This window comes from uncultured Apibacter sp., from assembly GCF_946479295.1.
Taxonomy (GTDB): Bacteria; Bacteroidota; Bacteroidia; order Flavobacteriales; family Weeksellaceae; genus Apibacter.
Genome location: NZ_CAMLFD010000003.1, coordinates 104,729 through 124,409, shown reverse-complemented (window position 1 = coordinate 124,409; position 19,681 = coordinate 104,729). Strand labels below are relative to the sequence as shown.

The 19,681-nt window shown below is 27.0% G+C and carries 14 protein-coding genes; 7 read left to right on the top strand and 7 right to left on the bottom strand.

Translation table 11 applies throughout. The features are described 5' to 3' along the window. Positions 1 to 436: 436 nt before the first annotated feature. Together Q0T35_RS04205 and Q0T35_RS04200 are read left to right on the top strand one after the other, a co-directional pair. Positions 437 to 1,216: an SDR family oxidoreductase gene (locus Q0T35_RS04205; protein ID WP_293917490.1), complete on the top strand. Its 780-nt coding sequence runs from the start codon at positions 437 to 439 to the stop codon at positions 1,214 to 1,216. A gap of 28 nt (positions 1,217 to 1,244) precedes the next feature. Further along, on the top strand, positions 1,245 to 2,129 hold the full coding sequence (locus tag Q0T35_RS04200) for a GRP family sugar transporter (protein ID WP_293917491.1): 885 nt from the start codon (positions 1,245 to 1,247) through the stop codon (positions 2,127 to 2,129). A gap of 90 nt (positions 2,130 to 2,219) precedes the next feature. Here the strand turns inward: Q0T35_RS04200 and Q0T35_RS04195 are convergent, their stop codons facing one another. Beyond that, a complete protein-coding gene (locus Q0T35_RS04195) occupies positions 2,220 to 2,666 on the bottom strand; it encodes a hypothetical protein (protein ID WP_293917492.1) in 447 nt (148 codons plus the stop codon). Positions 2,667 to 2,780: 114 nt separating this feature from the next. Further along, positions 2,781 to 3,950, bottom strand: coding sequence for a nicotinate phosphoribosyltransferase (gene pncB / locus Q0T35_RS04190; protein ID WP_295841076.1), 1,170 nt, complete (start codon positions 3,948 to 3,950; stop codon positions 2,781 to 2,783). 160 nt (positions 3,951 to 4,110) lie between these two features. Here pncB and pncA point away from each other — a divergent pair, with 160 nt between their 5' ends. After that, entirely contained in the window at positions 4,111 to 4,713 is a 603-nt protein-coding gene (gene pncA, locus Q0T35_RS04185; protein WP_295841075.1) for a bifunctional nicotinamidase/pyrazinamidase, read from the top strand. 2,962 nt (positions 4,714 to 7,675) lie between these two features. Here pncA and Q0T35_RS04180 read toward each other — a convergent pair. The 4 genes from Q0T35_RS04180 to Q0T35_RS04165 form a co-directional block, all read right to left on the bottom strand. Next, the gene (locus Q0T35_RS04180) at positions 7,676 to 8,152 is read right to left on the bottom strand and encodes a CYTH domain-containing protein (protein WP_295811021.1); all 477 of its coding nucleotides are present in this window, start codon (positions 8,150 to 8,152) and stop codon (positions 7,676 to 7,678) included. A 102-nt stretch (positions 8,153 to 8,254) separates the two neighbouring features. Continuing rightward, complete coding sequence (locus Q0T35_RS04175) at positions 8,255 to 10,120, bottom strand: glycosyltransferase family 9 protein (RefSeq protein WP_295841074.1); 1,866 nt, start codon at positions 10,118 to 10,120, stop codon at positions 8,255 to 8,257. Between the two features lie 91 nt (positions 10,121 to 10,211). Beyond that, the gene (locus Q0T35_RS04170; protein ID WP_293919259.1) at positions 10,212 to 10,841 is read right to left on the bottom strand and encodes a 4'-phosphopantetheinyl transferase superfamily protein; all 630 of its coding nucleotides are present in this window, start codon (positions 10,839 to 10,841) and stop codon (positions 10,212 to 10,214) included. A 57-nt stretch (positions 10,842 to 10,898) separates the two neighbouring features. Continuing rightward, entirely contained in the window at positions 10,899 to 11,957 is a 1,059-nt protein-coding gene (locus Q0T35_RS04165; protein WP_295811017.1) for a nucleoid-associated protein, read from the bottom strand. A 273-nt stretch (positions 11,958 to 12,230) separates the two neighbouring features. On the opposite strand from Q0T35_RS04165, the gene Q0T35_RS04160 reads away from it, so the two are divergent. Continuing rightward, on the top strand, positions 12,231 to 13,823 hold the full coding sequence (locus tag Q0T35_RS04160; protein ID WP_293919261.1) for a peptide chain release factor 3: 1,593 nt from the start codon (positions 12,231 to 12,233) through the stop codon (positions 13,821 to 13,823). A gap of 63 nt (positions 13,824 to 13,886) precedes the next feature. On the opposite strand, the gene Q0T35_RS04155 is transcribed toward Q0T35_RS04160, so the two are convergent. Continuing rightward, a complete protein-coding gene (locus tag Q0T35_RS04155) occupies positions 13,887 to 15,128 on the bottom strand; it encodes a M12 family metallopeptidase (protein ID WP_295841073.1) in 1,242 nt (413 codons plus the stop codon). A gap of 406 nt (positions 15,129 to 15,534) precedes the next feature. Here Q0T35_RS04155 and Q0T35_RS04150 point away from each other — a divergent pair, with 406 nt between their 5' ends. The 3 genes from Q0T35_RS04150 to Q0T35_RS04140 are packed head-to-tail and all read left to right on the top strand — an operon-like array spanning position 15,535 to position 19,555. Next, a complete protein-coding gene (locus Q0T35_RS04150) occupies positions 15,535 to 17,805 on the top strand; it encodes an ABC transporter permease subunit (protein ID WP_295841072.1) in 2,271 nt (756 codons plus the stop codon). 21 nt (positions 17,806 to 17,826) lie between these two features. Beyond that, on the top strand, positions 17,827 to 18,327 hold the full coding sequence (locus Q0T35_RS04145; protein ID WP_295841070.1) for an L-2-amino-thiazoline-4-carboxylic acid hydrolase: 501 nt from the start codon (positions 17,827 to 17,829) through the stop codon (positions 18,325 to 18,327). Beyond that, positions 18,320 to 19,555: a M20 family metallo-hydrolase gene (locus tag Q0T35_RS04140; RefSeq protein WP_295841069.1), complete on the top strand. Its 1,236-nt coding sequence runs from the start codon at positions 18,320 to 18,322 to the stop codon at positions 19,553 to 19,555. Before Q0T35_RS04145 ends, Q0T35_RS04140 begins: the two co-directional genes overlap by 8 nt. The last annotated feature ends 126 nt before the right edge of the window (positions 19,556 to 19,681 follow it).

The window sequence follows — 19,681 nt, the reverse complement described above, 5'->3', positions numbered from 1 at the left end:
ATTTTTATAACTTTGAAATATAAATATTATATAAATGTTTTAAATAGGAATTTAATTCACGAATTATAATAGAGTAATATTGACTATTTGTGTGCTTCTAAGAGTATATTGACTATAATAATATTTAAACTTTATAAAAGCAAGTGACTTATCTTATTAGATGACTTGTGATTTTATGCAAATAACTACTTAGCTATTCTTTCACTTATTATTAATAATTAAGAATTCGAATCTATTATAATTAAAAGCACATTAATTGTAAAATAGGTTATTTCTTTTTTATTTTAATAAACATTTATCAACCCATAATTACTATTTAAATTAAACTATTTACTGTCTAATGATAGATAGAGTGAATAATTAAGTTTTTACTTTAAAATTAAATGAAATTTAATAATCAAAAGATAATAATAAAATAATTTAAATATTTATAAACATGGGAATTTTACAAAATAAAACTGCGTTAGTTACTGGGTCTAGTTCAGGTATTGGAAAGTCAATAGCAGCGCTATTTGCGCGTGAAGGAGCAAATGTTATTATTACTTACCATTCCGGAAAAGATAGGGCTGAAAATTTGGTAAACGATTTATCCGGATTGAATATTAAGGCCAAAGCATATCAGGTAAATATTTCAAATTATAATGAAACTCAAAATTTTTTCAATCTTATAAATAAGGATTTTGAGGATATTGATATTTTAGTAAATAATGCAGGTATTAATGGGAAAAATACGTACGTTGAAGATATGAATCTTGAAGATTGGGATAGAACTATAAAAACTAATTTATATGGTCCTTTTTATTGCATTAAAGAATTTTTAAATCTTAAGAAAAAAAATAATTCTTATAAAGGATCCCGAATTATAAATGTTACTTCAATACATGAATTTGTATGTCGTCCAGGGGATGCTGATTATAATACAGCTAAAGCGGGTATGAGAAATTTGACAAGAACACTCGCTATAGAATTAGCACCTAAGGAATTAACAGTTAACAATATTGCACCTGGAATGATCCTTACACCTATTAATAAGCAATTTACTGATGAAGCTAAATTATTAAAAGAAAAAGAAGATATTATTCCTATGAAAAGAGGAGGTACCCCTGAAGAAGTTGCGAATGTAGCATTATTTTTGGCTTCGCAAGCAAGTTCATATGTTACGGGAGCTACCTATACTGTAGATGGTGCTCTATCTATACTTGGACAAAACGCTTAAATAATTTTCTTTACGGTATTTTTTAAATATGAGTATAGTAGACTTTTTAGTAGCCTGTATTCCAATTTTATCTTGGGGTTTTCTTCCTGTAATTGCTACTCTTATAGGAGGAAAAGCCATTGAGCAGTCATTTGGAATTGCAATAGGGAGTTTTATATTTGCGTGTTTAGTCTATGCAATAAAACATCCGGCAATTAGTCCTCATATTATTGGAATTAGTTTAGCATCTGGTATTTTTTGGGCTATAGGATCCGTAGGGCAATTAATGGGATTAAAATATTTAGGAGTGTCGAAATCCATGCCTATTTCAAATGGTACACAAATTATTGGAACTTCTTTACTAGGAGTGATGTTAGGAGATTGGAGCTCAGTTGATTCTAAAATATTTGGTTTTACAGCTTTAGCATTAATAATAATCGGTATTGTTTTTACATCTTATAAAGAATCATCTAAAGATAAAAAAAATGAAAAGTCAAATTGGGGGAAGGGGATAATGGTTAATTTACTTTCTTCTTTAGGTTTTACTCTCTATGTAGGAATTTTAAAATATTTTAAAATAGATGGATGGTCAAGTCTTTTACCTCAATCCATAGGGCAAATATTCGGAATTAATGTTTTAGCCTTTTTATTTTTTAAAAACAATCCTTATACTAAAATTTCATTCAAGAATAGCATAGTCGGAATATTATGGGCGATAGGTAATATAGCTATATTAGTTTCACAAGTTAAATTGGGTTTATCAGTGGCTTATCCGGTGGGGCAAGCATCGATAATTGTTGCTATCATAGCTGGGGTATATATTAATCATGAAAAGAAAACTAAAAAAGAATGGATATCATCTATAATTGGGATGTCAATTATAGTTTTAGGTTTGTTTTTCATTTATTTATCAGGAATTTATGATAGATCCTAAATAAATAATGATTTTTAGGAATATTAACGGATAATAAATTTTAAAGTATGATATAAGTTTTTCTTTTATTTAATAGGAAAAATTAATATTTTATTTCAAAATATCGTAAAATCCTGAAGAGCCGAATAAACAATTAATTCCGAATGTTATACCTTTCATTCCTCGATTTTCATTTCCTTTTTCCCAACTGTAACCTACTTTTAGTCTAACTACATTTAGAAAATGTATTCCTAAGCTGGGATTAATATTATGTGGAGTCATTGAATATTCACCAAGAAAAATTCCATATGAAAGAGTAAGATGGGATTCCGGTATAAATTTAAAATTATTATTAAAACTTCCATAATAAGTTCCAACTCCAAGATCTAATCCACACCCTCGATGAGGATTAATGCGATAAGCGTATTCAATGCCTGCGTATCCTGCATTAGTATTGATATAGGTATCACCTACATTTAATGCAATTCCATGACTTGATGATTGACAAAATAATTTTAAAGTACCTGTCATTAATGTAATTATAAAAAATTTTTTCATAATTTTATTTTTCTTGGTATATAAAAGAATTTTATCTAATATGTTATTAAAAAGAATAAAGAATTTAAAATGATATTAGATTTAAGTTAGAAACTTCCAAATATAAAAATTAAATTAATAATTTTCGTTTAATCCTAATGATAGTTTACTAAAGTTAATTTCATTTTTGTCACCTGTATTTTTACCTAAAACGTCAGATAGTTTCACTGCATTTAAATATTCATCATTTGGTTTTTCTTTTACATGGGTTAATTTAATCACCATGTTAAGAGGCTTTACGCCTACATCATTAGATAAATACGTTCCAATACCATAAGTGTCGTGGATTCTATCTTTGACATGTTCTTTTATTTTTTTTACTTCAGCTAAATTTAATGAATCGCTAAACACAATAGTTTTAGAAGAAGGATCAATTCTATTTTTTTTATAAAAATTAATAGTATTTTCTGTAAATTCTATTGGATCTCCACTGTCACAACGGACTCCATCAAACAATTTAGCCAGTTTTAAATTAAACGATTTAAAAAATGATTGAGTTGTATAGGTATCTGTTAAAGTAATCCCCAAGCTACCTTGAAAAACATCTACCCATGCTTCGAGTGCTTTAATATTAGCGGATCGATAACCAAATAGAGCTCCATGATACATAAACCATTCATGAGGCATAGTTCCGATAGGAGTAGTATTATATTTCATAGCTAGATAAACATTACTGGTCCCTTTAAAGTATTTATCAGAATTTTCCTTTAATACCCCCACTACTTTATCCTGTACTTCAAATGAATAACGTCTTCGGGTTCCGAATTCAGAGTAGTCTGCTTGTAAATCTTTTAGTCCTTTAGCCTTTTCTTTAGCTTTTATTTCAATATCTTTAGGTTTTGAGCCAATCATTTCAAAATATAATTCTGAAATTATAGCCATTAGAGGAACTTCCCATAACACAGTTCTATACCAATATCCTTCTACATATAGGTTAAGATTTCCACCTTCTTGAGATAAATGAACTTCATTAGGATTGTATCTATAACCCTCTAAAAAATCAACAAAAAATGGGTCTAAAAAGTAGCATCTTTTTAAAATATAATTTTTTTCATCATTTGATAGTTTTAAGCTGATCATTTTATTAATTTCTTCTTTCAACCTATCTGCAAAACCATCTGGAAAATTATTTTTACCGCGATTGATAAAATCGTATCTAACATATGCCCATGGATATAATCTTTGAATGGCATGCATTACTGAAAATTTATATAAATCGTTGTCTGTAAAATGCTTAATTATCATGATTATAATTTGTTATTCTAAAAAGAGATTTTTCAAAGTTACAATTTTTATGATTAAATCTATTATTTATAAGGTATTTAATGAATAAAACTTGAAAATTTTACTATAAATAGGATAAAAATAAAAGGATTATATTTGGTGCGTTAAAAAACTTATTTATATGAAAGCATTAATAATTGTCGATATGCAAAATGATTTTCTTCAAGGGGGGAAGTTAGCTGTACATGGTGGAAATGAAATTATTTCGATAATCAATAAAATTCAGGGAAAATTCGATTTAGTTGTAGCTACTCAAGACTGGCATCCTAATGATCATAGAAGTTTTGCCTCTCAACATCAAGGCAAAAATGTTTATGAAAAAATAGATTTACTAGGTATGGAGCAGATCTTATGGCCGGATCATTGTATACAGGGTACATTTGGCGCAGAAATATCTTCAGATCTAAGTCAAAATAGAATTGAGGCTATTTTTAGAAAAGGTATGAATAAAAATATTGATAGTTACAGTGGATTTTTCGACAATGGTAAACTAAAATGTACCGGATTAGGGGATTTTTTTAAAGGCAGAGAAATAAGTGAAGTATATGTATGTGGACTTGCTGCTGATTATTGTGTTTATTATACAGCAAAGGATGCGTTAGAGTTAGGGTTTAAAACTTTTATAATTGAGAATGCAACCAAAGCAATAGATGCTGTTAATTTTGATCTTATTAAAGAGAGCTTTGTAATTAATAATGGGAATATTACTAATCTTTTTGAATAATATAGTATAATATTGTTATAATGTTATAAAATAACAAAAATAAATTGTAGTTTTTTTATAAAATAAAACCCCGCGTTAAAGCGGGGTTAAAACTAACTACTATGAAAATTCACTGCCTTATGAACAATTATATTAATACAAAATTCATGCCATAATGTTTTTTTTTGCTATAAATGTAATTTATTGTAAAAATAACTTATAAATATTAAATTTAATATAATTAAATTACTTTTTAATAAAAAATAATATAAATAATCAACATTTCGATTGACGATAGTGATATTATTTAAAGATGATATTATTATTTTTTTAAGATCAGGATTAATTATTAATAAAATAAAATCTGAATAATTTGATATATTATTTATTACAAAAATAAAAGAATAGTATATATAATTATATAATATATATAATTATTGGGAATAAATTATAAAATGTTTAATAATAAGCATTTTTAAATCGTATGAAAAAATAAAAAAGCCCCATAATAAAAATGGAGCTTAAAACTAACTACTATGAAAATTCACTGCCTTATGAATAATTATATATAAGCAAAACTCATGCCATAATATTTATTTTATATATATATAAATGTTATAAATGTAATATTTTTGGATATTAAATAAGATATAATTATCTTAAATAAAATTAAATTGGAGGAAATATAAAAAAATAAAAAAGCCCTATAATAAAAAAGAGGCTTAAAACTAACTACTATGAAAATTCACTGCCTTATGAATAATTATATAGAGACAAAATTTATGCTATAATATTTATTTTATATATGTATAAATATTATAAATATAATATTTTTGAATGTTAAATAAGATATAATTAGTTTTAAATATATTGAATTCAAAAAAATATATAAAAATAAAAAAGCCCCATAATAAGAATGGGGCTTAAAACTAACTACTATGAAAATTCACTGCCTTATGAATAATTGTATTAATACAAAATTCATGCCATAATATTTATTTTATATATGTATAAATATTATAAATATAATATTTTTTGGTATTAAATAAGATATAATTAGCTTAAATGAAATTGAATTGGGAGAAATATATAAGAATAAAAAAGCCCCATAATAAAAAATGGGGCTTAAAACTAACTACTATGAAAATTCACTGCCTTATGAACAATTGAATAAAAACAAAATTTATGCCATAATATTAATTATTAATTATATATATATTATAAATATAATATTTTTGGATGTTAAATAAGATATAATTAGTTTTAATAAGATCAAATTAAAAAATATATAAGAATAAAAAAGCCCCATAATAAAAATGGGGCTTAAAACTAACTACTATGAAAATTCACTGCCTTATGAACAGTTATATAATATCAAAATTCATGCCATAATATTTGTATTGTATGTATAAAAATATTATATATATGATACATTCGGATATTAAATAAGATATTATTAGCTTAAATAAAATTGAATTGGGAAAAAATATATAAGAATAAAAAAGCCCCATAATAAAAATGGGGCTTAAAACTAACTACTATGAAAATTCACTGCCTTATGAACAGTTATATAATATCAAAATTCATGCCATAATATTTGTATTGTATGTATAAAAATATTATATATATGATACATTCGGATATTAAATAAGATATTATTAGCTTAAATAAAATTGAATTGGGAAAAAATATATAAGAATAAAAAAGCCCCATAATAAAAATGGGGCTTAAAACTAACTACTATGAAAATTCACTGCCTTATGAACAGTTATTAAAAAGCAATTATTATGCCATAATGTGTAATATTTTTATTTAAATATGTTTAAATATTATAAATAATAAATATTTTTTTTTATTAAAATAATATATTGTAAAATATTAAATTAAAAAGTTTCGTTATTAAAAACTAGGCTTAAAACTAACTACTATGAAAATTTACTACTTTATAAATAACCGCATAAAATAGTAATTATGTATAATTTTTATAATTAATTTGTTTAATAATATAAATAAAAAAATATCTATATTTTATTAAAATAATATATTTAGTAATAGTATGATGATTAATGTTTTTTTACTAATTTATGAAAAGATTTATTATTTAAAATATGAACACTATAAATATAAATAATTCGTATACTTAATTTACTCTGATATGTTTGTTAAACAATACTTGTAAAAATTAAAACTAGATTTTTTAAATTATTTATTCGAAAAAAAATAAGATAAATAAAGTTAGTGAGATTTTAATAATTATTCTCTAAAATTTATTTTTATAAGCTGATTTTATTTGTCATTAATTATAAATAAATTGAATTATAATATTTTTATAAAAATAAACAACAAATATGATTCATGAATGAAAAAAAAATAGATGTCCTAGTATATGAATTAATATGTGTGTGATTAAATAAAAAAAACCCCGTTACTAGAACGGGGTTTAAAAACTAACTACTACGAAAATTCACTGCCTTATGAACATTTATAAAAAAAACAAAATCCATGCCATAATAAAAAATTATAATTGGTTATATAGATATATTTTGTTGATTTGTAAATTAATGTTCATTTCAAATAAATAATTTATATAAATTTTTAAAGATAAACGAAATCGCACTTATTTGAAGTGATAAAATTTTCAAAATACAAATAACTAAATAAATTTCAATTTGAAATTTATTATTAATTAAAATTTAGGAAATATGTCATAAAAAGGCCTGTCATTTAAAACGAGGTTTGAAACTGACTACTATGAAAATAATAAATTTCACAAAGCTTATGCTATAATTATAATATTAAATTTCAATTAATGTTATAAATATTTGTTATTAAAATGCTATTTATTATAAAATTATGTATATGATAACAATTAATGAATCTATTTAATTTAACTTAAATAGAATTAATTTTGATATGATCAATTATTTAAAGCTTATGATAATTTTAAAATAAATAAAATATTATTAGTGTTGCTAAACCAATTTTATTTATTAGTCCATTTTTTATATGGATTTTTCATTAGCATTGAATTATAATATCTTTCATCTCCAGTGACTTCTCTTCCTAACCAGTTTGGTTTTTTTAAAGTTTCATTTTCATTATTCAGTTCAACTTCCGCAAGAATCAATCCTTCATTTTCACCATAAAACTCGTCAATTTCAAATATTTTATTTTCATAAGGAACTATATAACGTATTTTATCAATTATTCCTAATTCACAAATCTTTATTAATTCTGAAGCTTCTTCAATAGGGATTTCTTTTTCCCACTCAAGCCTACTCAATCCATTATTTTTGCTTATTCCTTTAACTGTAATAAAACCTTGATTATCTTTAATTCTAATTCTTACCGTTCTTTCAGGAACCGAGGAAAGGTAACCTTGACTTATTCTAGTGCTTTTTATCGACTGGGATTTAAATTCTCCGACAACTAAAAACTTTCTTTCGATCTCTAGGAACATACTTTTTTTAAATTTGGCTTAATTTTATTCAATCATTTCTAACTTAATGCATTAAAATGCAATATATTTGAACTATATATTTTAGATAAAAGGGTAAGTGTTTTATTCTTTTTTCTTCCATAATTGCTCTAAATATTTATATCTATTGGCAACATAGTTTGAATACATTTTAGATATTTTGAAGCCTTCTTTACCATCTAAAAATCCAAATTGAATAATATAATGATGTATAAAGCGATAGATAGGTTTAATATGATGATGGAAAAAATTTGATTTTACATTATTTGTATATAATTCTTCTGCTTTTAGTTTAGAATATTGGTCTAACTTTTTTAAATATTTTTTTTCAGAAGTGAAAGAATAATGATCAAGGCCATTTTTTAAATATCCAGGTTCGCTAACACATTCAATTTCTTCATGTACAAATTTATTCTTTTTGTAAAAAGATTTATTTTTTTTAAATAAACGTATTACTTTATCATTTTTCCATCCACTATAACGTAAATGTTTTCTTTTGTAGTAAAAGTTTCTACGAATCCAATAAGCATCTTTAGGTTTTGAAGAATTAATTGTCATAAGAATCTCTGCTTTAAGAAGAGATGGGATATGCTCATCCAAGTCAAAAAAAACGATCCAATCATAGGAAGCATGTTTTATAGCATAGTTTTTTTGATTAGTGAAATTATCGAATTTTCTTTCTATAAAACGTACCCTACTATCTACCTCAAAATATTCTTTAGTTTTATCTGTGCTAATAGAATCTACTACTACAATTTCATCTACAAAAGATAAATCTTTTAAGAAGCGTTTTACATTTTCTTCTTCATTATAAGTAATACATAATGCACTGATTTTCGGTTTATTTTTAATTAAATCGATAGATGTGTTTGAAGATTTCTTCGGAATACCTAAAACACCCTGCATATAATTTTCGATTTTATATATTACCTTTTCAGGATACATTAATTTGTAAAAAGGTTCAGGATTTTTTAAAATTTCATTTGGTGAATATGCTGTATAAATTTCTGGGAAAATATCCATAAGATGAAAACTTTGGTGGATATATAAATTTTCATAACACCCCCAATCTTTTCTGAATTTATGTGGTGAAAATATTGAAAAAGTAGGTTTTTGTAAAGCTTTAGCAATATTTACAGCTCCCCCTTCATTAGCGATCAAAGCATCGGCATTAGATAATATTGCTGCAAATTCTCTAACATTATTGCCAAGAATTGATGTAAATATTTTTTCTTTATGGTCAATTTTTTCAAGTAAAATTTCAACTTCATGATGTTGAAGAGGAATAAAGTTAAATAAAATATCAATATCATAATTGGATAATAATACGTTAATTAAATCAGCCATGTAAGAAAGAGGCCATGATTTATCCATGCTACTCCCCAAAATGCCAATAATTATGATAGGTTTGGTAAAAGTAATGCCTGAATTATGCATCAATTGTTTTGCATGTTCAATTTCTGCATTTGTTAGAAATATTTCTGTTTGAAAATCAATATTAGAAAAATCTTTTATAAAAGGAGAAAGTAATAAGCATCTGTTTTCTATTGAGGTACAATTAATAACTTTCGGAAGTTTTTCCTCAATATATACATCGGTATAAAAATGTTTAAAAAAAGGTTTATCGAAACTAATTCTTTTTTTAGCTTTAGAAAATAGAGTAATAAATCGACTTTGCAATTTTGCATACGGATCTATTAAAATATCATATTTTTCACTTCTAATATAGTTGGAGTATTTCCATAAAACTGATAATTTTTTAAGTTCAATATCATCAAAATCGATGATTTTGTCTATATGCGGATTATTTTGAAGAATGCTAATTGCCTTATTGTAGCAAAAAAAATGAACTTCAATATGTGGGAATATATTTTTTAAATTTTTGGCAAGTACACTAGCAACCAATACATCTCCAATATATTTATTTTGTATAATTAATGCTTTCTTCAAAGTGATAAAATATTACAATATTAAAAATTATAAAAGATAAAAATACAATGTATTAAAAAAAGGATAAATAAAAACTTATATAAATAAATTATTATTCATAGTTCAAGACATATGTCATATAATAATTGTTAATTTTTTTATAGTAAGCGTAATACTTGACACTTGCTTTTTCATCAATTATCCAACACATGATAGGCTTTTCATTTTTTAAGGTAAAAGGCTCAACTCGATAATGGTTTAAAAAAGACCATAAATTTCCATGATGAATCTTATATAAAGCTTCTTTAATTCCCCATAATATATGATAATAGTCCTTTTCCTGATCTTTTGGAATAAATTCAAATTCATCTTTTCGAATGAATTTATATTTAATAGTGTTAATTTTTTCTTCTCTTTCCAATTCAATGTCAACCCCTATATTAAATGAAGAGGCTCCTACACATACAACTCCATGTGAATGAGATACGGAAATGTTATAGGTTCCTTCAACAAAAGGTTTACCTTCGGGAGTGTATTTTACAGTATTATCTAATCCCAATGCCATTAAACAAGCCCGTAAACCCAGATATTCACGTTTTCTTTTAGATGTTAAAGAATCATATTTTCCTTGCCTTTTATTATCTAGCTTTAATATACGTAATAATTCTTCATTGGTTTCACTAACTTTCCAAGTAACGATTCTTGTAAAATAATCTGGTATAATAAAATCTACAATTGGCATCTATTTTACTTATTAATTTGTAATAGATTGGCAGTAAATATATGAAAATAAAAAAGATTATAATTCTGAATTGAAAAAAACTTTATAATAAAACATTTTTCTTTCTTCATCGTATCCTTGTTCTAAAAAATCTTCAGAAGCTTCAGGTTTATTAATATCCAATTTGATCTGAAAATGAGTATCTAATTTTATGTCAGTTTTTATTTTACGTTTTTCTCTAACCAGAGCATTAGTGGAAACGTCGAATATTTCCGAAAATTCAATACCTGAATTTTCAGAATATACTTTTTTATAAGATTTAAATTCTTCAACTAAATTGTAATTTTCTAATAATTCCCTATCTAAAATTTCTTCGGTCATAGTTTCATTTTCATTAAATATCTGTAGACAGTTGCTGATAAACTCAGTTTGAATTTTTTTACCTTTTTCTTCGAAAATTACTTGTTGAGAAAAATCGGACAATAAATTTATATAACTCTTTGTTTGGTAAGAATCATCTTTTATATAATCGACCTCTAAAAAAGATTTTTTCCAATATTCAGATTCCACATGTGCATCATCATGTACTAAAATTTTATAGCCGCTTTCTTTGTGCATATTCAGTATTAAGCAAGCTTTATCTATTGCTGAATCCAATCTAAAACCCTTTTGAATGGCACATTCAACAATATCTGAATGTTTAAAACGTAAAAATTTGTTTTTGTTTTCAAGTTTAAATACTCCAATACCGCAAATCTTAGACTCTAATCCTACATCAATATCACTAAATAAAGCAATAAAAATTTCACCTTTTTTTATTTGCGGGTGATTTGATCGTTCATACAAATGATCAAGTACCTTATCTGAAAAATTCACAAAATCAAGAGTATCTTCAAAGACATCTTTACATAAAGAATATAAAATATTAAAATTAATATCTTGAGTATAATGAGTAAATTGATAATATTCTAAATTTTTTTTGAAAGGAGAAATAAAATAAGGTTGAATTTCTTCTTCTTCTTTTTCATTTAAATGAAATAAATCCCCAGCATATATATTTTTTTCTTCACGTAATTTATTACCCGAAAATTGCAAAGTTAATTTGGAAATAACAGCATGTTTTAAATTAATCGTCATAAATTTGCCTGATAAAAAGAGTTACAAAAGTAATTCTTTTAAATAAATGAATAAATAATTATACTTATAAAATAGAATTTATCGTATAAATAATTCGTTACTAATAAGGTAATATAAGATTTTAAAGCAACTGAAAACCTAGGCTAGGATTACTCGAAATATAGTTGATAAAAAAATGAAAACAATTATATGTATTTAGTTCATATCATTGATTTTAAGATACACTAAAAAATAATAAATATTCTATATTTGCAAACATTTGATTGAAAATATATGGGAACAACTTTAGAAAAAGAAATTAAAAGGAGAAAAACCTTTGGAATCATATCCCATCCGGATGCCGGTAAAACTACGTTGACAGAAAAATTGCTCTTATTTGGAGGAGCAATTCAAGAAGCGGGAGCTGTAAAAAGCAACAAGATAAAAAAAGGAGCTACTTCGGATTTTATGGAGATTGAGAGACAACGAGGAATTTCTGTAGCTACATCTGTATTAGCCTTTGAATATAAAGGAAAAAAGATTAATATATTAGATACTCCTGGACATAAAGATTTTGCTGAAGATACGTACAGAACTTTAACAGCTGTGGATTCTGTTATAGTAGTTATAGATGTAGCAAAAGGGGTAGAAGAGCAAACTGAAAAATTAGTACAGGTTTGTCGAATGAGGAATATTCCTATGCTGGTTTTTATAAATAAATTAGATCGAGAAGGTAAAGATGCATTTGATTTATTGGATGAAGTAGAACAAAAATTACATTTAAGAGTTACCCCCTTGTCTTGGCCTATAGGAATGGGTTTAGATTTTCAAGGCATCTTTAATATGTGGGAGAATAACTTTAAATTCTTTACAGAAGAAAAAAAACAGAAGGTAGGGGAGAGTATTGAAATTAATGATATAAATGATTCTATAGTAAACGAGCTTATTGGAGACAATGCCGCTGAAAATCTTAGAAACGAACAAGAATTAATTCATTCCGTTTATCCAAAATTTTCTAAAGAAGAATATTTGAACGGAACTTTACAGCCTGTTTTTTTCGGATCAGCATTAAATAATTTTGGAGTTCAAGAATTATTAGACGCATTTGTTGAAATTGCACCCAATCCATTACCTAAGATGAGTGATGTTCGTTTAGTAAAACCCGAAGAACCCAATTTCACAGGATTTGTATTTAAGATACATGCCAATATGGATCCTAAACATCGTGATAGGTTGGCATTTGTGAAAATTGTTTCAGGTACATTTAAAAGAAATACTAATTACTTGCATGTTCGTCAAAATAAAATGATGAAATTCAGCAGTCCTGCAGCTTTTTTTGCAGATAAAAAAGAAGTTGTTGAAGAAAGCTTTCCTGGTGATATAGTAGGTTTGCATGATACAGGTAATTTTAGGATTGGGGATACTTTAACAGAAGGAGAAAAGTTAAATTTTAAAGGAATTCCATCATTTTCACCCGAGCATTTTCGTTATATAAATAATGATGATCCGATGAAAACCAAACAGCTAGCAAAGGGTATAGATCAATTAATGGATGAAGGTGTAGCTCAATTATTTACGCTTGAAATGAATAATCGTAAAATCATTGGAACTGTGGGAGCTCTTCAGTTTGAAGTAATCCAATACAGATTGGAACATGAATATTCAGCTAAATGTAGTTATGAGCCGGTAAATATACATAAGGCATGTTGGGTTCAAACTGATAATGAAAAATCTACAGAATTTTTAGAATTTAAGCGAATTAAACAAAAATTTTTAGCTAGAGATAAATTCGGTCAATTAGTTTTTTTAGCGGATTCAGCATTTAGCATTACTATGACACTTGAAAAATTTCCCTCTATAAAGCTCCATTTTACCAATGAATTTTAACAATAAAAAATGAGTGTTGAAGACACTCATTTTTTATTATAAATCAATCCAATATTAAATGTTTTATTTCAAAATATAGAAAGCGATTCCTTCATATTTATATTTAGGTAAAATGATACCCCATTTTTTATTTTCTAAATATTGAACTTCATTTTTTTTAGTTGTAAGTAAATGATCCGGTTTACTTTTTTCTCTGAAAAAACGATAAACAGGAATAGTATTTGGTTGTGGTGAATTATATGCATAACCTGTTATTCCTTCGTAAACCCAACCATTACTTCCTCCATTTTGTAATTCGTTCCAATTAATCGTAGACAATCTATCTCCATTTATTCTATTATAGTATCTATAAATCGGGTATGTATTTGGAATTTGTGAACTATAAATTTTTCCCAAAATACCTTCTAAATATCGATAACCAAGTTCATTGAAATCGGAGGTATAAAAATGTCTTGAATCATAAAAATACCTATAAAGGTTTTGTGTTTCATATACTTTTCCCGGATATAGTTGAGCTATAAACTCCTTATCTTTGACAGAAAGTACAGTGTTCCATCCGCTTGACCAACCATTCAATGATAAAGAAGATGGAAATGAATAAAGCATAATAGATTTATTATCAAAAGAAGAATAATTGGTTATAGTATGATCATATTTATAAAAAATATTTTGGTCAACTTTTTCTTTGCTCCAATAATTCGGTGCTCCCCCATAATATTCATATACTTTTTGCTTATTCCATTGTATACCCGATGCAGGACTTTGATGTTCATGCACTAAACCTAAAGCATGTCCGAATTCATGAATAACGGTTCTAGAGAACTCATAATCAGGTGTGTTCGAATTAAACCATCCAAAATTCATAGTAGGTTTATTTGCATCAATGTAATTACAATCTGTACCTATATATGACCAAGATCCACCGCTGTTATCAAAATTAATTCTTATATCTGCATTTTGATATGGATTTACATATTCAAAATTCAAATTAGCATATTTCAACCATTCATTAGCAAATTGTTTAATCTTACTTTGTAAAAAAGGAGTTCCATTTAAAAATTTAATTCTAATTGTTTTTCCATTTTCCCATTTTTTATACTTAAGCAGTGCTCCATATGAATTAATGTCATATTCTGAATTTACTTTTGAGTGATTCTCAATATCTTCAATTAAATAAACATCAAAGCAAATGTTTTCATTTGTAATAGTATTTATTTCCTGCGAAATATCCGAACTTAAAGAATCTTCATTACAAGATACAAATAGGACCAGTGAAAGTAGTAAAAAGTAAAAATACTTTTTCATGATTTATTTTTTTATGTTTATCAAATATAGAAAAATAATTATTTGTATTATAATTTTAATTAATTAAATAAAATTATATTTATATATATTTTTAAACATATAAACTAAAACTAAATGAAATAGGTGTTTATATGTAAATAAAAAATAAAATTATTTTATATTATACAAAATGATAATAAAATACATTTATTGTATATCAAATAATTAAGTAAGTTTGTTTATTAATTTAATAGTAATTAGATTTTAATGATTAGTTATTTTGAATTTAAAACAGTCAAATATTGTGAATTATAATTTTTTTAAAACAGATTTTCGAATATCAATTACTTTTCTAAAATATTTGTTTTTACTCTTATTCCTTATTCGCATAAATATTTTTCATGCGCAAACTTTAAAAAAAGGTGAATTGACAGTAGGAATTGACCTTACCTATGCACCTTATGCTTATACAGAGGGAGGCCCTAGAGGGTTTGATCCGGACCTAATGAGGCTCGTAGCTGAAAAATTGAAACTAAAAGTAGTATTTAAAGATACAAGAATAGAAAATATCATTATAGGTCTAAATGCAGGACACTATGATGTTATAGCCTCTGCCCTGTATGTAAATTCACAACGAGCTAAACAAGTTTCTTTTTTACCGTATCTTCAAACAGGAGGTGTACTAGTGGTTAGAAAAGATGATACCTATCGTCCTACATCTTTACAGGAATTATGTGGCAAGAAAATTTCATCGATGAAAGGTGCTGCCTGGATACCTAAATTAAATGAAATATCTCAAAAATATTGTTTGCTTAATAATCTTAATACAATTGAAATTAAAGAATATCCAAGTGCTCCCGAAGCATCACAGGCGCTTTTATCCAAAGGGGTAGATGTTCAATATGAAGACGCTGCTGTAGCAAAAATGTTGGTAGATAATTTAGAGGAAAAGCTAATTATATCAACAAAAGAAATGATCGATCCGGTATTAATAGGATTGGCTTTTAAAAAGGATAATAGTTCATTAAAAAATAAAATTTCGAAAATAATACAAGATTTAAGAGAATCGGGAGAATATCAGCAACTGTTGAATAAATATAATTTGGCATACCCAAGTAAAGAATTACTGAAAACTTACAAATTAGAGGAAGAAGATATTTCTGATAATAATAAGAAAAAGGGTTTCATTTGGGAATATTTTATAAATCAGTTTTTTAATAAGGATTTTTGGAAAGCTTGTGTAACCGTTCTTGAATTAAGTACCTTAACCTGGTGTATAGGTATAATCGTAGGTTTCTTTGTTGCTTTATTGGGCCGAAGTAAATCTTTGATTTTAAGAAAAATTTCTAGGGGTTATATCTGGTTTTTCAGAAGTTTGCCTTTATTAGTATTATTAATATTTATTTACAATTTGCCACAAATTTGGCCGCAAAGCTCAATAATTCTTTCCAATCCTTTTATTTCAGGATTATTGGCTTTAGTATTAAGCGAGACTGCTTATATTGCTGAAATACATAGAGGAGCATTACAAGCCGTGCCCAAAGGCCAATATGAGGCAGGAAAAGCACTGGGATTATCATATTGGTTAATTATGAGGCTAATTATTGTGCCTCAAACCCTAAGAGTTGCCTTACCATCATTAGCCAATCAATACATTACAATAATCAAGTTAACTTCTTTAGTTTCCGTTATATCATTAACGGAAATATTACTAGTTGGACAACAACTCTACACTCGTAACTTTCTAGTTATGGAAACTCTATTAGTCGTTGCCCTCTATTACGTTTTGATTGTAACCATAGTAACTTGGATTATACATAAGCTTGAAGAAAAATTTGACGTGAATAAAAAAATTACAGATACGGATGAATTCATAAAAGTGGATCATGATAAGTTGAAAAAATATTCAACCATAAAAAGTAACAAGGTTGGAGAATTAGCATTAAGCCTAAAAAATATAAATAAGTCCTATGAAAACACTCCGGTATTAAAAAATGTAAATATAACGGTTCCATGGGGTAATGTTATTAGCATTATAGGCCCCTCCGGATCAGGGAAAAGCACACTTATACGATCAATAATTGGCTTAGAATCAATTGATACAGGAGCTATCCGAATGGGTAATAATCCAATAATAACAAAAAATAATCATAAAATAGAAAATACGATAAAAAATAATCATAATCAAAGGATAGGCATGGTATTTCAGTCTTATAATCTTTTTCCTCACAAAACCGTATTGGAAAATGTTATGTTAGCACCTTTATATCATTTGAAAAACAAAGATAAAATTGCTATACGGACCTATGCATTAGCTATGTTGGATAAAGTTGGTATGCTAAGTCATGCGAATAAATATCCGCATCAGCTATCTGGAGGACAACAACAACGAGTGGCCATAGCAAGGGCTTTGGCTATCCAGCCAAGCATTATGTTATTTGACGAACCTACTTCGGCTTTAGATCCGGAATTAGTAAAAGAAGTCTTAAAAGTTATTAAAGAATTATCCAATGAAGGAATGACCATGATCATAGTTACTCATGAAATGAAATTTGCATTTGAAGTTTCAGATAGAATAATTTTTATGGAATCGGGGCAAATTTTATATAATGAAGAGCCTCAACAATTAAAGAAAACCCGAGATGAAAGATTACTAAAATTTATCGGAAATATAGCTCCGATTGAGTATAACATATAATAAAAACAAGGAAATACAAGTATGAAGAACCAAAACAAAGAAATAGGTATTTTACAACGAAGAAAAATAGAAGCGGAGATCATCAAGCCTATCTATAATATTTTAAAGAAAGAATACGGTTTGGAGAAAGCAAAATCTATTATAGAAGAGGCAGTAGCCAATGCAGCAATACAAGCTGGAAGAGAATTCGCGCAAAAAGAAGAAGGTCCCACTTCTGTACAAAGTTTTGTAGCACTGCAATATCTGTGGGAAAAAGACGACGCTTTAGAAACGGAAGTATTGGTAAACAATGAAATTCAATACAACTATACGGTTAAAAGATGTCGTTATGCAGAAATGTATCATGAGATGGGGCTAGGAGAAATAGGATTTTTACTTTCTTGTAATAGAGATGCAAAATTTATTGAAGGCTATGCTCCGGACGTTAAATTAACACGCCCACATACTATAATGAATGGAGATGGATATTGTGATTTTCATTATCAATTAGAAAAACACAAAAAAAATATTTCCAATGAATGATAATATATATATTAATTCCAAAAGACTACAAAAATGGATAAGAGATTTTGCTAAAATAGGAGGAACTCCTAAGGGAGGGGTACATAGGCTAACCCTCACGGATTTAGACAAACAAGCCCGTGATTTATTTGTTGAGTTAGCTGAAGAGGCTGGCTGCTCGATTAAAATTGACTCTATGGGAAATATTTTTGCAAGACGATCTGGAGAAGATAATACTCTAAATCCTATTCTGATAGGTTCTCATATAGATAGTCAGCCGTTGGGAGGTAAATATGATGGAATATATGGAGTTCTAGCAGCATTGGAAGTAATATATTCTCTTAATGATCATAAAATAAAAACAGACCGTCCTATTGACGTGGTAAGCTGGACCAATGAAGAAGGAGCTCGTTTTGCACCGGCTATGATAGGCTCTGCAATTTTTTCCCGGCTTATGCCTGTAAATGAAGGCTGGGCTTGTAAAGATGCTTCCGGAAAAACTATTAAAGATGAGTTGACAAAAATTGGCTATGCTGGAAAAGACAATTTTTCTCAATATAAAATTCATGCGTCCCTTGAGCTACATATTGAGCAAGGTCCTATATTGGAGAATAATAATGAATTAATTGGGATAGTTACCGGAGCTGTCGGACAAAAATGGTATGATATTGAATTTACAGGAGTTGCCTCACATGCTGGGACAACACCTATGGAAGTGAGACAAGATGCGCTATTAGGATTGGCTGAAGCCGTAATAAGGGTTAACCAAATTGGGAAAGAAGAAATGCCAGAAGGAAGAGCTACCGTGGGAATGGTAAAAACAATTCCGAATTCTAGAAATGTAATATCCAATAAAGCTTGGTTATCCGTAGAATTTAGGCATCCTTCAGAAAGAGGACTAGATCGAATGAACCAAAAACTATCTGTAAAGATAAAGGAAATTGCTGAAGAGCTTAATTTGAAATATAGTATCAACCAAATTCTTTCTTTTCCACCAATACATTTTTCAGATACCTGCATAGAAACAGTACGCCAAGTAACACACCATTTAAAGTATTCATGTAGAGAAATAGTATCAGGTGCGGGACATGATTCATGTAATATTTCAAAAATAGCTCCGACTTCTATGATTTTTATTCCATGCATTAAAGGAATAAGCCACAACGAAGAAGAAGAAATAAAACCGGAATGGATGAGTGCAGGAGCCAATGTTCTCTTAAATAGCGTGATAAAATTGGCTACTAAATAAAATAATTATTTAATACAATTCTATAAATACATGAGTCAGAATCTTTTAGTTCTGACTTTTTAATTTAAGTAAACCTGAGCTATAACCTCACATAAAAAACAAAATAGACAATATGTCAGGTAATAA